Below are 17,432 nucleotides of genomic sequence, written 5' to 3'. Positions count from 1 at the left end.
GGGTGTGTTAAGTCGGGGCCAAGTATCGGCAGGCCGTGTGAACACTCTATGACCTGAATATGACAATTAGATGAAAGGCCAGCATTTGGCGTTTTGAAGGAATACCGCGTCATCGTTCATCGCGAGCAGGCTCGCTCCCACAGGGGGGCTGCGCTAAACACAGAACCAATGTACAAGCGAGCCTGCTCGCGATGAGGCCAGTGCAGTCGATGAAGAAGTCGGCTTAGCGGTTGCTCTTCCAGAGATAACCCCCCACCAGAATCCCGATACTGCAGATGATTGCCACGTAGTAGGCAGGCCCCATCGGGCTTTCCTTGAGCAGCAGGGTCACGACCATCGGGGTCAGGCCGCCGAAGATCGCGTAGGCCAGGTTGTAGGAAAACGACAGGCCGCTGAAGCGCACCACGGCCGGGAACGCCTTGACCATCACGAATGGCACCGCGCCGATGGTGCCGACGAACAGGCCGGTCAGCGCGTACAGCGGGAATAGCCAGTCGGGGTGATTGAACAGGCTGTGGTAGAAGGTCCAGGACGTCGCCAGCAGCGCTGCACTGCCAAACACGAACACCCGGCCAGCGCCGAAGCGATCCGCCAGCGCGCCGCAGATCACACAACCCAGGCTCAGGCACACGATGGCCACGCTATTGGCTTGTAGCGCAGTCGTGGCCGAGAAGTGATAAATGGTTTGCAGCACGGTCGGGGTCATCAAAATGACCACAATGACCCCGGCCGACAGCAGCCAGGTCAGCAGCATCGAGATGGCGATGGCGCCGCGATGGTCACGCAGTACCGCACGCAGCGGCACTTCTTCTGCCAGCGCCTTGCGCAGTTGCAGCTCGGCGAACACCGGCGTTTCGTGCAGCCAACGGCGCAGGTAGACCGAGAACAGGCCAAACACGCCACCGAGCAGGAACGGGATCCGCCAGGCGTAATCAGTCACTTGTTCGGAGGAGTAGATGCTGTTGATTGCGGTGGCGACCAGCGAGCCGAGCAGGATGCCGGCGGTCAGGCCGCACGTCAGCGTGCCGCAGGCGTAGCCAATATGCCGCTGCGGCACGTGTTCTGAAACGAATACCCAGGCCCCCGGCACTTCACCGCCAATCGCCGCGCCCTGGATCACCCGCATCAACAGCAACAGGATCGGCGCCCACATGCCGATCTGCGCGTATGTCGGCAGCAAGCCCATGATCAGTGTCGGTACGGCCATCATGAAAATGCTCAGGGTGAACATTTTCTTGCGCCCCAGCAGGTCGCCGAAGTGCGCCATGACGATGCCGCCCAGTGGCCGCGCCAGGTAACCGGCGGCAAAGATGCCGAAGGTCTGCATCAACCGCAGCCACTCGGGCATATCCGCCGGGAAGAACAACTTGCCGACGACCGTGGCGAAGAACACGAAGATGATGAAATCGTAAAACTCCAGCGCGCCGCCCAAGGCGGACAGCGACAGTGTCTTGTAGTCGTTGCCGGTCAAGGGGCGCGCAGGTTGCGCAGGTGTCGCTATGCTCGATGGCGCGGTGGTCATGGCAGGGCTTCTCTTATAGTCGGATACGCAACCCCAACAACGCTGGCAGGGGCTTGGGCAAGTTCGGCACGATAGCAAATTGTTCGAAAAAGCACAGGAAAGCGGGTATTTGGCAGTCAAAATGAGAACCCCATGGTCGTCTCGGAGTCTACCGACCGATATACTCGCAACCATGCAATACCTTGTAAGGGGTTGCTGTGCGAAAACGTCGTTGGCATTTGTCAGCCGCTTTCGCAGAGTTTCCCTTTAGCACGCCTTATGGAAAACGTGACGAACGTAGTATGTTCGGGGCTGAATCGTTTTTCCCAAGACGGCTATTCACCCGCTACATATTCCAAGAGTCACGGGTCAGAGGCACCCCCGGCATGATAGAGCTCGAACAAGAAGATCCTATTCCGCAAGGCGATCTGGCCCTGCAAATCACCGCGCTTCCCCGCGAAACCAACGGCTTTGGCGATATTTTCGGCGGCTGGCTGGTGTCTCAGATGGATTTGGCCGGTACGGCGATGGCCAGCAAGGTCGCGGGCGGACGCGTCGCCACCGTGGCGATCGATCGCATGGCCTTCCTGGTGCCGGTTGCCGTGGGCGCGCAGCTGTCCTTCTATACTCAGGCAACGGAAATCGGTCGTAGCTCGATCAAGATGATGGTCGAGGTCTGGAGTGACGATCCGCTGTCCAGCGAATGGCGTAAAGTCACCGAGGCGGTGTTTGTGTTCGTCGCCATCGATGGCAGCGGCCGCACCCGCTCGGTTCCGCCCAGAGCTCGTTAAACCGGGCGAGCGTTAAACCCGGCGGCCGTTTTACGGTCCATTGACGTCATTGATCCTGAACGAGATGTGCAACATGCCGACTCCCAACGTTGAAGCCGTGAAACTGGATGAACTGAACTGCTGGCGCATTCGCCACGGTCAGGCCGAATTGCTGGTGGCCCAGCAAGGTGCGCACATCCTCAGCTATCAACTGGCCGGGCAACCGCCGCTGATCTGGCTCAATGATGAGGCGGTGTTCAAAACCGGCAAGAGCATCCGTGCAGGCGTTCCCGTGTGCTGGCCGTGGTTTGGCAATCTGGACCGTAACCCGCCGAGCGTTCAGGCGATGCGCATCAGCGATCAACCCGCTACCGCCCATGGGCTGGTGCGGGCGATGGACTGGGAGCTGGGCGCGATTGAAGCCGAAGGCGAAAGCCTGAAGGTCGAGTTCGTCCTGCCCTACCTCGAAGGTGGCTTGCCGGGTTGGCCGTATACGGTGGATCTGAAACTGAGCATTCGCCTGGATGAGCAGCTGCATATCAACCTGACCAGCCAAAACCAGGGCAGTACCCCCGTCACCATCAGCCAGGCGTTGCACAGCTACTTCGCAGTCAGCGACGTACGCAACGTGCACGTTGAAGGCCTGGACGGGCTGAGCTACATCGAAACCCTGGATAACTGGAAAACCGTCACTCAAACCGGCGACCTGCGTTTTGCCGGGGAGACCGACCGGATCTACCTGAATACACCGGCACAATTGAGTATCGTCGATCCTGCCTGGGAACGGCGTATCGAGCTGACCGGCAGCGGCTCGCGCTCGGCGGTGATCTGGAATCCGTGGATCGCGCGGGCAGCGCAATTCAGTGACATGGCCGACGACGGCTGGCAGCGCATGCTGTGCATCGAAACGGCGAATGTGATGGATGACGTCGTGACCCTGGCACCGGGGGCGAGTCATACGCTGGGTGTGAGCATCGCCAGCAAACCTCTATAAGCAACACTACGATCAACTGTGGCGAGGGAGCTTGCTCCCGCTCGGCCGCGAAGCGGTCGTAAAACCAGGCAATGGGTTCTGCCTGTCAGAACTCGATTGCTGGTGTTGGGACTGCTGCGCAGTCCAGCGGGAGCAAGCTCCCTCGCCACAGGTCTTGTGCAGAACTCCAGACCTTACAGATCCGACTCTTTGACCGCCCGCACTTTCGCCGCATCCAGCGCATACGCCGCATCGGCCAGGTCGTTGTTGACCTTCTCGATCTTCAGCGTGCCGGTAACCCACAGCGGTGTGTAGATATCGTCCAGCTTCAAGCCCTTCGGATAGCGCACCAGCACCAACTGGTTAGGCGGTGGTGGCGGCACGTGGATGCAGGCGCCTGGGTACGGCACCAGGAAGAACAGCGTGCTGCGACCCTTGGCGTCGGTTTCCAGCGGCACGGGATACCCGCCGATGCGGATGTTCTTGTCGTTCATCGACGCCACGGTTTTGGTCGAATACATCACCGCCGGCAAGCCCTTGCTCTGCTTCAAGCCACCTTTGTCGGTAAAGGTGCCGTTGGCTTCGGGCGAGTTGTGGTCGATTTCAGGCATGGCCTCGAGGGCTTTCTGATCCGACTTGGGCATCAGTTCGAGCCAGTCGGTTTCCGGCAGTTCGCCGGCATGAGCCAGGCCAGTGCCCAGCAATAGGAGAGTCAGCAGAAGACGGCGCATGAATGTGCTCGGCAAAGGGGAGTCAGTAAGTCGTCGAGCATTCTAGCCCCCTCCGCCCGTGCGGCAGAGAGGGCTTTGTCGCTTGAGTCAGGTGTTTTTCTTGATCAGACCGTAGATCACCAACAGGATGATCGCACCCACCAGTGCACCGATGAAGCCTGCACCTTGGCCAGCCTGATAGATACCCAGCGCCTGGCCGCCGTACGTGGCCGCCAGCGAACCGCCGATGCCGAGCACAATGGTCATGATCCAGCCCATGCTGTCGTCACCTGGCTTCAGGAAACGAGCCAGCAGGCCAACAATCAATCCGATGAAGATGGTTCCAATAATGTGCATGGCGTTTCCCTCTGAATGAACTGGACTGGATATGCCAAAGCCTAGTCAGACTTTGGCATCCTGCCATCAGAGAACGGCGGCGACCGAAGGTTCCGTCGTTGCCAGATGAAACTATTCGGCGATCAGTGCTTCGACCTTGAGGATCTGCTGCGCAAGCGTCTCCCTGTCGGCGCAACGCAGGTTGGCGTGACCGACCTTGCGGCCGACCTTGAACGCCTTGCCGTAGTGGTGCAAATGGCAATCGGCGATGGCGATGACCTTCTCGACCGGCGGGACAACGCCGATGAAGTTGAGCATCGCGCTCTCGCCGACCTTGGCGGTCGAACCCAACGGCAGGCCGGCAACAGCGCGCAGGTGGTTTTCGAACTGGCTGCACTCGGCACCTTCGGTGGTCCAGTGCCCGGAATTGTGTACGCGCGGGGCAATTTCATTGGCCTTGAGGCCACCGTCGACTTCAAAGAACTCGAACGCCATCACGCCGACGTAATCCAGCTGCTTGAGCACACGGCTGGAGTAATCCTCGGCCAGGGCTTGCAACGGGTGGTCGGTGCTGGCCACGGACAACTTGAGAATGCCGCTGTCGTGGGTGTTGTGGACCAGCGGATAGAACTTCGTTTCGCCATCGCGAGCGCGCACGGCAATCAGCGAAACTTCACCGGTGAACGGCACGAAGCCTTCCAGCAAACAGGCCACGCTACCCAGCTCGGCGAAGGTACCAATCACATCAGCCGGCGTACGCAGGACTTTCTGGCCCTTGCCGTCGTAACCCAGGGTGCGGGTTTTCAGCACGGCGGGCAGGCCGATGGTGGCTACCGCTGCCTCCAGGTCGGCTTGCGAGTGGATATCGGCGAAGGCCGGAGTCGGAATGCCCAGGTCCTTGAACAGGCTCTTTTCGAACCAGCGATCGCGGGCGATGCGCAGCGCTTCGGCACTCGGGTAAACCGGAACGAATTGCGACAGGAAGGCCACGGTTTCCGCCGGGACGCTTTCGAACTCGAAGGTCACCAGATCCACTTCATCGGCCAACTGACGCAGGTGATCCTGATCGCCGTAATCGGCCCGCAGGTGTTCACCCAGCGCGGCTGCACAGGCATCCGGCGCGGGGTCCAGAAAAGCGAAGTTCATTCCCAGCGGCGTACCTGCCAGGGCCAACATGCGACCCAACTGGCCGCCACCGATTACACCGATCTTCATCGTCAACAACCTCAGGCGATGCGTGGGTCTGGATTGTCCAGGACGCTGTCTGTCTGCTCAGCACGGAAGGTTTTCAGCACCGCGTGGAATTGCGGATGCTTGGCGCCCAGGATACTCGCCGAGAGCAGGGCTGCGTTGATCGCGCCGGCCTTGCCGATGGCCAGGGTAGCGACCGGGATGCCCGCAGGCATCTGCACGATCGACAGCAGCGAATCGACACCCGAGAGCATCGACGACTGGACCGGCACGCCCAGCACCGGCAGGTGGGTCTTGGCCGCACACATGCCAGGCAAGTGGGCCGCGCCGCCGGCACCGGCGATAATCACCTCGATGCCACGGGCCTCGGCCTCTTCGGCGTACTGGAACAGCAGGTCCGGGGTGCGGTGGGCAGAGACCACTTTAACCTCATAAGGGATGCCGAGCTTTTCCAGCATATCGGCGGTGTGGCTAAGGGTGGACCAATCGGACTTGGAGCCCATGATCACGCCAACCAGTGCGCTCATCGTCGTGCCTCTTCTCTCTGGGCGCCCTCAGGCGCGTCAAAAAACAACAAGCCACGCAATATGCGTGGCTTGATTGTACGAATTATGGCCAGTCAAACCGGCCGAAGGCCGCGCAGTATACCTCAATGAAGCAGATAAACAGCCCCTTGGCCGACCATCTGTCATAGATCACTAAAAGCCCGGATTACTGACTCGAAAGTCAACCAATAAAGCGCTTAGCCGTGGCAGTCGCGCTGGCCTCTATAGCGCAAAAACCTATAACTATTTTGTGCTCCGAGTTCTTACACCAACAACACTTCAGACACATCAAAGAACAACTTGAAACTTGCCACGCTACGCGGCCAAACTTAACTTACAACCTCAAATAGAAATACCACACAACCTATACACCCCGCATCACCACAACCGTAAACATCGTTGACCCACAGATAAACAACAACCAACCCCTCTCCTGCGGGAAGTACATAAAGGACTATGACGTGAACAAAGGCAAAGCAAGTCAGATCATTGATCATCTGAAAGATGACACAATTGAAGATAATGAGGTGGCGCAAAATGATGCACTGACGCCAGTGCGACACAAACGTTCGCTGGTAAATGATGGGCCACCTGACCGCCCCAAAAAGCCCATTCTTTTACTCGTTTTTATCCACGACGATCTTGATGATCACGATAAAGGCAAGCTCTACGATAACTACTTTTCTTGGCTGGAGACCGAACTTGAAGACATCTCCGGCCGCGCGGTTACGGTTATTTTCAACTCTCAATCCACAACTCCGAAAATGACCAATTACAACTACAGAAATGAAAACGCTGCAGAGGCCCTTCGCGGGTGGGAAAATAAGGTTAAAGAATTGAAATCGAAAGCGGATACAACATTCCCTTTCAATCCTAATCTGGACAAATTTCTGTTACTCACTCGTAGCAAGATGAACAGCAGCGTCGCGGGAATCGCTTTTAATAGAGGTCAGAGCGCAATGGCTACGATCGATTCCTACCTGACGCCTGCTCACGAAATAGGTCATATGTTCGGCGCCACCCATGAAGATTCGGATATCGTCTACAACGGCTGGTGGCATGACACGATTATGAAATATGACCTCAACTCTCCGGTTCGAGGTAATTACTACCATTTCAGCGAAAAGAACCGCGACAATATTCGCAACTATCTCAGTCAATTCGACTGACCTCCGCAAAATAATTTATCCCTGGGTGAGAGGCATTGACTTGTATTTCACCCATCTCAGCAGCAAGACCAGCAGCACCCTCCTTCAGCTTGCGACAGGACGAGCGGTGACCACCTCGAATCCTGCCCTCTTCTGCGGGCAGAAACGACAGGTCACCCGCTGATATAAATCAAGAAGCGTTGGTTATTCACTCGAAGGTCAAACACGTACCGCCTTCCCCAACGGTTCAATAAAAATAACAGTGTCGGAGAAGTAACATTCGAACACTCATGCTCGATATAAAAATAGCACTCAGCAATGCCAAACCTACTTCAGCATCGCTAACCAAAACCTGACATTGCCCTCTTAAAATTTACCGAGAGCGATACCCCTACGAGACAAAGCCATGTACGCATCATTAAAACCAATCATTACTTTTATCCTCGCACTCATGATTAACTTGAGCGCACACGCTGTCGATACTCCAGACAAACTTAACGATGACCCTGCGAATCCCATCCGGCTTTTTGCGATCTTCCACGATGATGTGCCGGCGGCGAAACGAAGCTCGACCTACGCTGATCATATTCGCCCTTTCACCGCTGAATTCGAGAACATTACCGGTCGAAAAATTCAGGTTATTTTTGATCGAAACAGACCTCCTTACACCAACTTCAACTATAAATCCAAAGACCAAAGTAACATGCTTGAAGATTGGAAGAAGCTGGCGTGGGAGTATAAAAAACTACGGCATGACCGCAATGAATTCCCCGTATCAAGCAATGACCGAATACTGTTGATCACCAACGACTTCATTAATGGTGGTCCGGTATTTGGCGGTATTGGTGGTATCGCAAGTGAACCCGGAACGGCGGCTATTGCTTCGCTCGACATCAAACAGGCGATCGGGCATGAACTGGGACATACGTTCAATGCCGTCCATGAAGAAGGCGAAGTGTTTTATAACGGCTGGTGGTGCGAAACGTTCATGTTCGAACCCTTACCCCTTCGATCGAACTGTTTCGTCTTTAGCGAAGGCAACAGAAAACGCATAAAGGACTATGTCGATAGCCGATATTGAAACTTGCCATAGGCGCGAGATGACTCTCGCGCCTATGGCACCTTATGCGCTCGCTGCAGCGCCACCCTCAAGTTTGCGCCACAACAACCGCACATTCGCCTTGCGCACCAGTGCGCAGCGGTACAGGCGAATCTCCAGTGGCACGTGCCATTGCGCGCCGCCACAGACCACCAGCTCACCGCGCGCCAGTTCGGCACGCACGCTGAGCTGCGGCACCCAGGCGATGCCCAGCCCTTCCAGCGCCATGCTTTTCAGGCTGTCGGCCATGGCGGTTTCATAAATGGTGGTGAAACGCAGCGCGCGCTGGCGCAGCAGCATGTTCACCGAACGCCCGAGAAAAGCCCCGGCGCTGTAGGCCAGCAGCGGCACGCTGGCCTCGCCTTCGAGGTCAAACAGCGGTTTGCCGTCGGCATCGGCCGCACAGACCGGGAGCATTTCGGTATCGCCCAGGTGCAGTGACGGGAAAATCTCCGGGTCCATTTGCATGGCCGCATCCGGGTCATAAAACGCCAGCATCAGATCGCAACCGCCTTCGCGCAACGCGTGCACGGCGTCGCCCACGTTGGTCGCCACGAGCCGCGTGGCGATGTTCAGGCCTTCGTTGCGCAGCTGTGCGATCCAGCGCGGAAAGAAACCCAGGGCCAGGGAGTGAGCGGCAGCGACTTGCATCACTTCGCCCTGCCCGCCTTCGAGGTGATGCAAATGCCGCAGCACTTCGCCGAGCTGTTCGACCACCGTACGCGCCGTGACCAGAAACAGCTGCCCCGCCGCCGTCAGTTCGATCGGTGTTCGCGAGCGATTGACCAGAGTCAGCCCCAATGCGGCTTCCAGGCTGCGGATCCGCCGACTGAATGCCGGCTGAGTCACAAAGCGCCGTTCGGCGGCCTGCGAAAAGCTGCGGGTGGCGGCCAGGGCACTAAAGTCCTCCAGCCATTTGCTTTCCAGATTCATCACGTCCTCCCGGACACGCACCAATTTAGGTCACACGTTCGCCGTACACACGGCGTCACACGGGCATTATGCCGAATATGCATAGGGCAGTGCTTAACAGCATTGGCCCAAAATTTCCCACAAGCCTAGCATTCGCAGCGTTCCGGCACAGACCGGGTCCATATCGAGATGATTTCTATCATGTCCTCCGCTGCATCTTTCCGCACCGAAAAAGACCTGCTTGGCGTACTCGAAGTACCGGCTCAAGCGTATTACGGCATCCAGACCCTGCGAGCGGTGAACAACTTCCGTCTCTCCGGCGTTCCGATTTCGCATTACCCGAAGCTGGTTGTGGGTCTGGCAATGGTCAAGCAGGCTGCTGCTGACGCCAACCGCGAGCTGGGTCACCTGAGCGACGCCAAGCACGCTGCCATCAGCGAAGCCTGTGCCCGCCTGATCCGCGGCGATTTCCACGAAGAGTTCGTGGTGGACATGATTCAAGGTGGCGCTGGCACTTCAACCAACATGAATGCCAACGAAGTCATCGCCAACATCGCGCTGGAGGCCATGGGCCACAGCAAGGGCGAATACCAATACCTGCACCCGAACAACGACGTGAACATGGCGCAGTCGACCAACGATGCCTACCCGACGGCCATCCGCCTGGGTCTGCTGTTGGGTCACGACGCCCTGCTCGCCAGCCTCGACAGCCTGATCCAGTCGTTCGCGGCCAAAGGTGAAGAATTCAGCCACGTTCTGAAGATGGGTCGTACCCAGCTGCAAGACGCCGTGCCGATGACCCTTGGCCAGGAATTCCGCGCCTTCGCCACCACCCTGAGCGAAGACCTGGCACGCCTGAAGACACTGGCACCGGAACTGCTGACCGAAGTGAACCTGGGGGGCACCGCGATTGGTACCGGCATCAACGCCGACCCGCGCTACCAGCACCTGGCCGTTGAGCGTCTGGCACTGATCAGCGGTCAACCGCTGGTACCGGCCGCCGACCTGATCGAAGCCACTTCCGACATGGGCGCCTTCGTGCTGTTCTCCGGCATGCTCAAGCGCACCGCGGTCAAGCTGTCGAAGATCTGCAACGACTTGCGTCTGCTGTCCAGCGGCCCACGCACCGGCATCAACGAAATCAACCTGCCAGCGCGTCAGCCAGGCAGCTCGATCATGCCAGGCAAGGTCAACCCGGTTATTCCGGAAGCCGTTAACCAGGTGGCCTTCCAGATCATCGGTAACGACCTGGCACTGACCATCGCCGCCGAAGGCGGCCAGCTGCAACTGAACGTGATGGAGCCATTGATCGCCTTCAAGATCTTCGACTCGATCCGCCTGCTGCAACGCGCCATGGACATGCTGCGCGAGCACTGCATCGTCGGCATCACCGCCAACGAAGCCCGCTGCCGCGAACTGGTCGAGCACTCGATCGGTCTGGTCACCGCGCTGAACCCGTACATCGGCTATGAAAACGCCACCCGCATCGCCCGTATCGCTCTTGAAAGCGGCCGCGGCGTGCTGGAACTGGTGCGCGAAGAAGGCTTGCTCGACGACGCCATGCTCGCCGACATCCTGCGCCCGGAAAACATGATTGCTCCGCGTCTGGTACCACTGAAAGCCTAACGCTGTCGTTACTGCTCACCAGGTCGAGGGACTAGACACCTCTCACCTTTTGAGGGCCTGGAGATCATTCTCCAGGCCCTTTTTTTTAACTCTTTGGCAACAAAGCAGAACCTGTGGGAGCGAGCCTGCTCGCGATGAACGATAACGCGGTTGGCTCTGATGGACCGCAGCGTGTCTGGCATCGCGAGGCAGGCTCGCTCCCCCATGAGCCTGACTCGAAAAGGTCAGGTGTTTTCAAGGCGTCGTTTCATCGTACGCACCACAACCGTGCAGACGGCGCCGCCACTGATAGGTATAGTGCGCGCCCCTTTCGCGTGAGGCGGTCGTCGGGTAACGAGGCCCAAACCCATGCGAAACCCGAACTAATAACAAACCCGCGATATGGAACCGGGACGAACCTCGCCCCACCCGTTGTGCTGCGCGCAGACTGGTGTAACGCGATGTGTCGGACCGCCCAGCATTTGCCTACACAAAAAACAGCGAGGAATACTCCATGCTCGAAGTCATTAACGACTTCCTCTCAGGGAAAGTACTGATCGTGCTCATTGTCGGGCTCGGTAGCTACTTCACGATCCGCTCGCGTTTCGTTCAGCTGCGTCACTTTTTCCACATGTTCTCGGTCTTCCGCGACAGCCTGCGCAGCAGCGCCGGTCAACTCAGCTCCTTCCAGGCACTGATGCTCAGCCTCGCCGGCCGCGTCGGCGCAGGTAACATTGCCGGTGTCGGCATCGCTGTGACCCTTGGCGGCCCAGGCGCGGTGTTCTGGATGTGGGTAACCGCACTGGTCGGCATGTCCAGCAGCTTCTTCGAATGCTCCCTCGGCCAGCTCTACAAGCGCTGCGACTCCGAAGGCCAGTTCCGTGGCGGCCCGTCCTATTACATCCAGCACGGCCTGCAGAAGCGCTGGTTGGGGATGATCATGGCATTCCTGCTGCTGGTCACCTTCGGCTTCGCCTTCAACGGCCTGCAAGCCCATGCCGTGACTCACTCGCTGAACAATGCCTTTGGCCTCGACACCACCTACACCGGTCTCGGTCTGGCCGTGTTGCTGGGCCTGGTGTTCGTCGGCGGGATCAAGCGCATCGCCGCAATCGCTGACCTGCTGGTGCCGGTCAAGACACTGGTCTACATCGCCGTGACCCTCTACGTGATCGTGCTGCAATTCGATCACGTGCCGGGCATGCTGATGACCATCGTCAAAAGTGCCTTTGGTCTGGACCAGGCCTTCGGCGGCCTGATCGGCAGCGCCATCATCATGGGCGTGAAGCGTGGCGTGTTCGCCAACGAAGCGGGCCTGGGCAGTGCACCGAACGTGGCCGCTGTGGCCTCGGTCGAGCACCCGGTCGCACAAGGCGTGGTTCAGGCGTTCAGCGTATTCCTCGACACTTTCGTGATCTGCACCTGCACCGCATTGCTGATTCTGCTGTCGGGTTTCTACACCCCAGGCTTCGAAGGTGACGGCATTGCCCTGACCCAGAACTCCCTGGCGGCGGTCGTCGGCGATTGGGGCCGGATGTTCATCAGCGTCGCGCTGGCGTTGTTCGTATTCACCTCGATCCTCTACAACTACTACCTGGGCGAAAGCAACCTGCGCTTCCTGATCGGTGACAACCGTAAAGCGCTGATGGGCTATCGCGCATTGGTCCTGGTGCTGATCTTCTGGGGTGCTATCGAGAACCTCAGCACGGTGTTCGCATTTGCCGACATCACCATGACCATGCTGGCATTCGTCAACCTGATCGCGCTGTTCCTGCTGTTCAAGGTCGGCATGCGCATCCTGCGTGACTACGATGACCAGCGTGCTGCAGGCATCAAGACGCCAGTGTTCGATTCGAGCAAATTCCCGGACCTGGACCTGGACCTCAACGCCTGGCCAGCCAACCCGCCAGCCGCCGCTCCAAAGGCCGAAGCCGAGCCGCAAGGCGTACCTGCAGCGCAACGCTGATGGGTAAACGACGGGCGCATCCCCTGCGCCCGTCAGCTAAAGTGAACTACATGTGGGAGCGAGCCTGCTCGCTCCCACAGTCATCTCTTGCGGAGACCACCTGATGATTTCCAATTCCTACCCTGCTGCGCAGCACGTCATGGTGCTCTACACCGGTGGCACCATTGGCATGCAAGCCAGCGCCAACGGCCTGGCCCCGGCGTCCGGTTTCGAAGCCCGGATGCGCGACTACCTGCATAGCCAGCCTGACCTGGTGGTGCCGAACTGGCGCTTCCGAGAAATGACCCCGCTGATCGACAGCGCCAACATGACCCCGGCCTACTGGCAGCGCCTGCGCGACGCGGTCATCGAAGCGGTCGACGTCGACGGCTGCGACAGCGTGCTGATCCTGCACGGCACCGACACCCTGGCCTACAGCGCCGCCGCCATGAGTTTTCAATTGCTTGGCCTGAATGCACGAGTGCTGTTCACTGGTTCCATGCTGCCGGCCGGCGTGCCTGACAGCGATGCCTGGGAAAACCTCAGCGGTGCGCTGGTCGCCCTCGGCCAAGGCCTGGCACCGGGCGTGCAGTTGTACTTCCACGGCGAGCTGCTGGACCCGACCCATTGCGCAAAAATTCGCAGCTTCGGCCGGCACCCGTTTGCTCGTCTGCAACGCCAGGGCGGTGGAGCCAAGGCAGTTCCGATTCCTTCGCAACTGAATTACCGCCAACCCAAGCAACTGGCCAAGGTTGGCGTGCTGCCACTGTTCCCCGGCATCGGCGCCGAGCAACTCGACGGTGTACTCAACAGCGGTATTCAGGGGCTGGTGCTGGAATGCTTTGGCAGCGGCACCGGGCCCAGTGACAACCCCGAGTTTCTCGCCAGCCTTGCGCGGGCGTGGGATCAGGGGATCGTGGTGGTCGCGATCACCCAGTGCCATGAAGGCGGGGTTGAGCTGGACGTCTACGAAGCAGGCAGCCGTCTGCGAGGCGTAGGCGTATTGTCCGGCGGCGGCATGACCCGTGAAGCGGCGTTTGGCAAATTGCATGCGTTGCTGGGGGCAGATCTGGATACGGCAGAGGTTCGGCGGTTGGTAGAACTCGACCTTTGCGGCGAACTTAGCTGACACCACACAAAACCTGTGGGAGCGAGCCTGCTCGCTCCCACAGGTTTGTGGCTCGGCACACAACTTGCTCCTTTCCAGCCACCCAAAGGCCGGAATCGCCCATGCTCCACTCCCACCTTACGACCCTCAACGCCGTTTCCCTGGTGCTCAACGCCTTCAAGGCCGACGGGCTTTCAAGTGAGGCGCTGCTGGCCGGCAGCGGCATCAGCGCCGCTGATCTGAGCCGTGCCGACACGCGAATCACCACCAACCAGGAAATGCAGGTCTGCGCCAACGCGGTCGCGCTCAAGCGTGACATCGGCCTGGAACTGGGCCGGCGGATGCACGTTTCGTCCTACGGCATACTCGGTTATGCCCTGCTCACCAGTGACACCTTCGGTGACGCCTTGCGCCTGGCGCTGCGCTATCCGGCGCTGTTGGGAACACTTTTCGAGCTAAGCCTTGAGGAGGATGGCGACCGCATCTGGTTCGCCGCCGCCGATTACCGGGAACATCCGGCGCTGGCGGTGTTCAACGCCGAGTTTTGCCTGGTCTCGCTGAAAGTCATCTGCGACGACCTGCTCGGTCATCCACTGCCGCTGCTGGGTGCCCGTTTCGAACATTCGGCACCGGATTATCAAGCCAGCTACGCGACGCACTTTGATTGCCCCCTGCGCTTCGACGGCACCGATAACGCTTTCGCCTTCGACAAACACTGGCTAGACCAGCCCTTGCCGCTGGCCGACAGCATCACCCATCAGGCCATGGCCGAACGCTGCCGCAAACAGAACACCGAATTCACTGGACGCCAGGCGTGGCTAGGGCGGATCCGCCAACTGCTCGCCGCCCAACTCGACGCCGCGCCAGGCCTTGAAGGCCTGGCCGAACAGATGAACTGCTCGGCGCGGACTCTGCGTCGGCACCTGAAGGATTTGGGGTGCAGCTATCAGGAATTGCTCGACGAACTGCGCTTTGAGCGCGCCAAGCAGATGCTGTACGAAGATCAGCTGCCGATCTACCGCATCGCCGAGGCTTTAGGCTTCAGTGAAACAGCAAGCTTCCGCCATGCGTTTGTACGCTGGAGCGGCGTGGCGCCGAGCCAGTTCAGGCCTTGACGCTCTCCTGTGGCGAGGGAGCTTGCTCCCGCCGGCCGGTCCGCGCTCGGGCACAGCAGTCGTAAAACCGGCAACCGTTATTTAAATGGAGAACGCAGTGTTCCGTTCGGGTCTGCTGCGCAGACCAGCGGGAGCAAGCTCCCTCGCCACAAAGGGGCGAATTTCGGTCATAGGTTTTGGCCATATCTATCCCCTTTTGGCCTTTCCTGCCGTTCTCTGAAACGCCGCACGCCGCAAGACTGTGTTCAACCGAATCAGCCTGCGGAGAACAAGAAAATGCTGACGATCTACTCGGACGATCACCACCTGCACCACGGACGCTGCGAATTGATGGACGGGCAACTGATGCCCTGCTTCGAAATGCCCTCGCGGGCCGACCACGTTCTGGCACGCGTTCAAACCCGCAGCCTGGGGCCGGTGGAAGCGCCGCAGGATTTTGGTCTGGGGCCGATCCAGCGCATCCACAGCGACGACTATCTGACCTTCTTCAAAGGCGCCTGGCAGCGCTGGACCGAGTTCGAACGCGACGGTGATTTGCTGCCATACACCTGGCCGGCGCGTACCCTGCGCACGGTCATCCCGAAAAGCCTGCATGGCCAACTCGGCTATTACAGCTTCGACGGCGGCGCACCGATCACCGCCGGCACCTGGCAAGCAGCGTATAGCGCGGCGCAAGTCGCGCTGACCGCCCAAGCTGCGATTCAACGCGGTGCCCGCAGTGCGTTTGCCCTGTGCCGGCCACCGGGACATCACGCTGCCAGCGACTTGATGGGCGGTTATTGCTACCTCAACAACGCCGCCATCGCCGCCCAGGCATTCCTCGATCAAGGCCACCAGAAAGTCGCGATCCTCGACGTCGACTACCACCACGGCAACGGCACCCAATCAATTTTCTATCAGCGCAGCGATGTGCTGTTCGCCTCGATCCACGGTCACCCGGAAGCTGAATTTCCATTCTTCCTCGGTTACGAAGACGAGCGCGGCGAAGGTGCGGGTGAGGGTTTCAACTTCAACTACCCGCTGCCTGCAGGTTCCGGCTGGGACAGTTGGAGCGCGGCGCTGGAGCAGGCCTGTAAAGAGATCGAACGTTACGGCGCCGATATCGTGGTCGTGTCTCTTGGCGTCGATACCTTCAAGGACGACCCGATCTCCCAGTTCAAGCTCGACAGCCCGGATTACCTGGCGATGGGCGAACGCATCGGCGCCCTCGGCAAGCCGACCCTGTTCGTGATGGAAGGCGGCTACGCGGTAGAAGAAATCGGCATCAATGCCGTGAACGTTCTCGAAGGTTTCAAAAGCGCCCAATGAGGAATTAGAACAACGAACCGACTCAAGCGTTTTATCGCACCGACACTCTTCACCACTGTGCTGTGCGCCACAGTCCTCAGCACTGCTGTGCAGGCTGAAGAGCGCACCTTGCGGGTCTACAACTGGTTCGACTACATCACCCCCAAAGCCCTGGAAGACTTCAAGGCCGAGAACACCAAGGTCAAACTGGTCTACGACATTTTCGACACCAACGAAGCGCTGGAAGCCAAACTGCTCACCGGCAACTCCGGTTACGACGTGGTGGTGCCGTCCAACGTGTTCCTCGCCAAACAGATCGAAGCCGGCGTGTTCCAGCCGCTGGACCGCAGCAAACTGCCGAACTGGAACCACCTTGATCCCAAGCTGATGAAGCTGATCGAAGCCAACGACCCGGGCAACAAATTCGCCGTGCCGTACATGTACGGCACCATCCTGATCGGCTTCAACCCGGACAAGGTCAAAGCCGCGCTGGGCGCCAACGCCCCGGTGGACAGCTGGGATCTGATCTTCAAGGAAGAGAACATCAGTAAACTCAAGCAGTGCGGTGTGGCCCTGCTCGACTCGCCGTCGGAGATTCTGCCGTTGGCCCTGCAGCACCTGGGCCTGGACCCGAACAGCAAAAAGCCGGATGACTACGTCAAGGCTGAAGCGTTGCTGATGAAGATTCGCCCGTACATCACCTACTTCCACTCGTCCAAGTACATGGCCGACATTGCCAACGGTGATATCTGCGTCGCCGTCGGTTACTCCGGCAGCTTCTCTCAGGCCGCCAACCGTGCCAAAGAAGCCAAGAACGGCGTGATCGTCGACATGCGTCTGCCGAAGGAAGGCGCGCCGATCTGGTTCGACATGCTCGCGATCCCGAAAGGGGCGAAAGACCCGGAAGATGCCTACACCTTCATGAACTACCTGTTGCAACCGAAAGTCATCGCGCCGGTCAGCGACTTTGTCGGCTATCCGAACCCGAACAAGGACGCCACGGAAATGGTCGACCCGGCGATCCGCACCAACCCGAACCTGTACCCGACCGAAGCGGCCATGAGCACGCTCTACACCCTGCAACCGCTGCCGCGCGATGCGGAACGGGCGCGGACCCGGGCCTGGACCAAGATCAAGTCCGGCACCTGAAACACTGACGCCGCTGAAACCGAAGACCCGTACGTGTG

General features: G+C 59.1%; 16 protein-coding genes. 10 read left to right on the top strand and 6 right to left on the bottom strand.

Annotation, left to right across the window (positions count from 1 at the left end):
- Positions 1-223 precede the first annotated feature (223 nt).
- Positions 224-1,522 carry an MFS transporter gene (locus tag HK44_RS23030; protein WP_019694313.1) on the bottom strand — a complete coding sequence of 433 codons (1,299 nt, stop codon included), beginning with the start codon at positions 1,520-1,522 and terminating at the stop codon, positions 224-226.
- Positions 1,523-1,887: 365 nt separating this feature from the next.
- On the opposite strand from HK44_RS23030, the gene HK44_RS23025 reads away from it, so the two are divergent.
- Together HK44_RS23025 and HK44_RS23020 are read left to right on the top strand one after the other, a co-directional pair.
- On the top strand, positions 1,888-2,292 hold the full coding sequence (locus tag HK44_RS23025) for an acyl-CoA thioesterase (protein ID WP_019694314.1): 405 nt from the start codon (positions 1,888-1,890) through the stop codon (positions 2,290-2,292).
- A 73-nt stretch (positions 2,293-2,365) separates the two neighbouring features.
- Positions 2,366-3,265 (top strand): D-hexose-6-phosphate mutarotase, encoded by a 900-nt coding sequence (locus HK44_RS23020; protein WP_024265140.1) that lies wholly within the window; start codon positions 2,366-2,368, stop codon positions 3,263-3,265.
- Positions 3,266-3,438: 173 nt separating this feature from the next.
- Here HK44_RS23020 and HK44_RS23015 read toward each other — a convergent pair whose 3' ends face one another.
- The 4 genes from HK44_RS23015 to purE form a co-directional block, all read right to left on the bottom strand.
- Positions 3,439-3,975 carry a DUF3299 domain-containing protein gene (locus HK44_RS23015; RefSeq protein ID WP_019694316.1) on the bottom strand — a complete coding sequence of 179 codons (537 nt, stop codon included), beginning with the start codon at positions 3,973-3,975 and terminating at the stop codon, positions 3,439-3,441.
- A gap of 87 nt (positions 3,976-4,062) precedes the next feature.
- The gene (locus tag HK44_RS23010) at positions 4,063-4,311 is read right to left on the bottom strand and encodes a GlsB/YeaQ/YmgE family stress response membrane protein (RefSeq protein ID WP_019694317.1); all 249 of its coding nucleotides are present in this window, start codon (positions 4,309-4,311) and stop codon (positions 4,063-4,065) included.
- A 111-nt stretch (positions 4,312-4,422) separates the two neighbouring features.
- Positions 4,423-5,505, bottom strand: coding sequence for a 5-(carboxyamino)imidazole ribonucleotide synthase (locus tag HK44_RS23005; RefSeq protein WP_019694318.1), 1,083 nt, complete (start codon positions 5,503-5,505; stop codon positions 4,423-4,425).
- Positions 5,506-5,516: 11 nt separating this feature from the next.
- Entirely contained in the window at positions 5,517-6,008 is a 492-nt protein-coding gene (gene purE, locus HK44_RS23000) for a 5-(carboxyamino)imidazole ribonucleotide mutase (RefSeq protein WP_019694319.1), read from the bottom strand.
- A gap of 479 nt (positions 6,009-6,487) precedes the next feature.
- On the opposite strand from purE, the gene HK44_RS22995 reads away from it, so the two are divergent.
- A complete protein-coding gene (locus tag HK44_RS22995) occupies positions 6,488-7,195 on the top strand; it encodes a reprolysin-like metallopeptidase (protein WP_019694320.1) in 708 nt (235 codons plus the stop codon).
- A gap of 385 nt (positions 7,196-7,580) precedes the next feature.
- Positions 7,581-8,255 (top strand): hypothetical protein, encoded by a 675-nt coding sequence (locus HK44_RS22990; RefSeq protein ID WP_019694321.1) that lies wholly within the window; start codon positions 7,581-7,583, stop codon positions 8,253-8,255.
- Positions 8,256-8,297: 42 nt separating this feature from the next.
- On the opposite strand, the gene HK44_RS22985 is transcribed toward HK44_RS22990, so the two are convergent.
- Entirely contained in the window at positions 8,298-9,206 is a 909-nt protein-coding gene (locus HK44_RS22985) for a LysR substrate-binding domain-containing protein (RefSeq protein ID WP_019694322.1), read from the bottom strand.
- A gap of 180 nt (positions 9,207-9,386) precedes the next feature.
- On the opposite strand from HK44_RS22985, the gene HK44_RS22980 reads away from it, so the two are divergent.
- The 6 genes from HK44_RS22980 (at position 9,387) to HK44_RS22955 (ending at position 17,394) form a co-directional block, all read left to right on the top strand.
- Positions 9,387-10,811 (top strand): aspartate ammonia-lyase, encoded by a 1,425-nt coding sequence (locus tag HK44_RS22980; RefSeq protein WP_019694323.1) that lies wholly within the window; start codon positions 9,387-9,389, stop codon positions 10,809-10,811.
- 493 nt (positions 10,812-11,304) lie between these two features.
- Entirely contained in the window at positions 11,305-12,756 is a 1,452-nt protein-coding gene (locus tag HK44_RS22975; RefSeq protein WP_019694324.1) for an alanine/glycine:cation symporter family protein, read from the top strand.
- A gap of 103 nt (positions 12,757-12,859) precedes the next feature.
- The gene (locus HK44_RS22970) at positions 12,860-13,864 is read left to right on the top strand and encodes an asparaginase (protein WP_019694325.1); all 1,005 of its coding nucleotides are present in this window, start codon (positions 12,860-12,862) and stop codon (positions 13,862-13,864) included.
- A 101-nt stretch (positions 13,865-13,965) separates the two neighbouring features.
- On the top strand, positions 13,966-14,958 hold the full coding sequence (locus HK44_RS22965) for an AraC family transcriptional regulator (RefSeq protein ID WP_019694326.1): 993 nt from the start codon (positions 13,966-13,968) through the stop codon (positions 14,956-14,958).
- A gap of 276 nt (positions 14,959-15,234) precedes the next feature.
- On the top strand, positions 15,235-16,266 hold the full coding sequence (locus HK44_RS22960; protein WP_019694327.1) for a histone deacetylase family protein: 1,032 nt from the start codon (positions 15,235-15,237) through the stop codon (positions 16,264-16,266).
- A gap of 3 nt (positions 16,267-16,269) precedes the next feature.
- The gene (locus HK44_RS22955) at positions 16,270-17,394 is read left to right on the top strand and encodes a polyamine ABC transporter substrate-binding protein (protein ID WP_033865629.1); all 1,125 of its coding nucleotides are present in this window, start codon (positions 16,270-16,272) and stop codon (positions 17,392-17,394) included.
- The last annotated feature ends 38 nt before the right edge of the window (positions 17,395-17,432 follow it).

The organism is Pseudomonas fluorescens HK44 (assembly GCF_000217955.3).
Taxonomy (GTDB): Bacteria; Pseudomonadota; Gammaproteobacteria; order Pseudomonadales; family Pseudomonadaceae; genus Aquipseudomonas; species Aquipseudomonas fluorescens_AQ.
This window is presented reverse-complemented; position numbering and strand designations above follow the sequence as displayed.

Coding starts and splice junctions, on each gene's coding strand:
- HK44_RS23030 (WP_019694313.1), bottom strand. CDS start 1,522: ATGACCACCGCGCCATCGAGCATAGCGACACCTGCGCAACCTGCGCGC.
- HK44_RS23025 (WP_019694314.1), top strand. CDS start 1,888: ATGATAGAGCTCGAACAAGAAGATCCTATTCCGCAAGGCGATCTGGCC.
- HK44_RS23020 (WP_024265140.1), top strand. CDS start 2,366: ATGCCGACTCCCAACGTTGAAGCCGTGAAACTGGATGAACTGAACTGC.
- HK44_RS23015 (WP_019694316.1), bottom strand. CDS start 3,975: ATGCGCCGTCTTCTGCTGACTCTCCTATTGCTGGGCACTGGCCTGGCT.
- HK44_RS23010 (WP_019694317.1), bottom strand. CDS start 4,311: ATGCACATTATTGGAACCATCTTCATCGGATTGATTGTTGGCCTGCTG.
- HK44_RS23005 (WP_019694318.1), bottom strand. CDS start 5,505: ATGAAGATCGGTGTAATCGGTGGCGGCCAGTTGGGTCGCATGTTGGCC.
- purE (WP_019694319.1), bottom strand. CDS start 6,008: ATGAGCGCACTGGTTGGCGTGATCATGGGCTCCAAGTCCGATTGGTCC.
- HK44_RS22990 (WP_019694321.1), top strand. CDS start 7,581: ATGTACGCATCATTAAAACCAATCATTACTTTTATCCTCGCACTCATG.
- HK44_RS22985 (WP_019694322.1), bottom strand. CDS start 9,206: ATGAATCTGGAAAGCAAATGGCTGGAGGACTTTAGTGCCCTGGCCGCC.
- HK44_RS22980 (WP_019694323.1), top strand. CDS start 9,387: ATGTCCTCCGCTGCATCTTTCCGCACCGAAAAAGACCTGCTTGGCGTA.
- HK44_RS22975 (WP_019694324.1), top strand. CDS start 11,305: ATGCTCGAAGTCATTAACGACTTCCTCTCAGGGAAAGTACTGATCGTG.
- HK44_RS22970 (WP_019694325.1), top strand. CDS start 12,860: ATGATTTCCAATTCCTACCCTGCTGCGCAGCACGTCATGGTGCTCTAC.
- HK44_RS22965 (WP_019694326.1), top strand. CDS start 13,966: ATGCTCCACTCCCACCTTACGACCCTCAACGCCGTTTCCCTGGTGCTC.
- HK44_RS22960 (WP_019694327.1), top strand. CDS start 15,235: ATGCTGACGATCTACTCGGACGATCACCACCTGCACCACGGACGCTGC.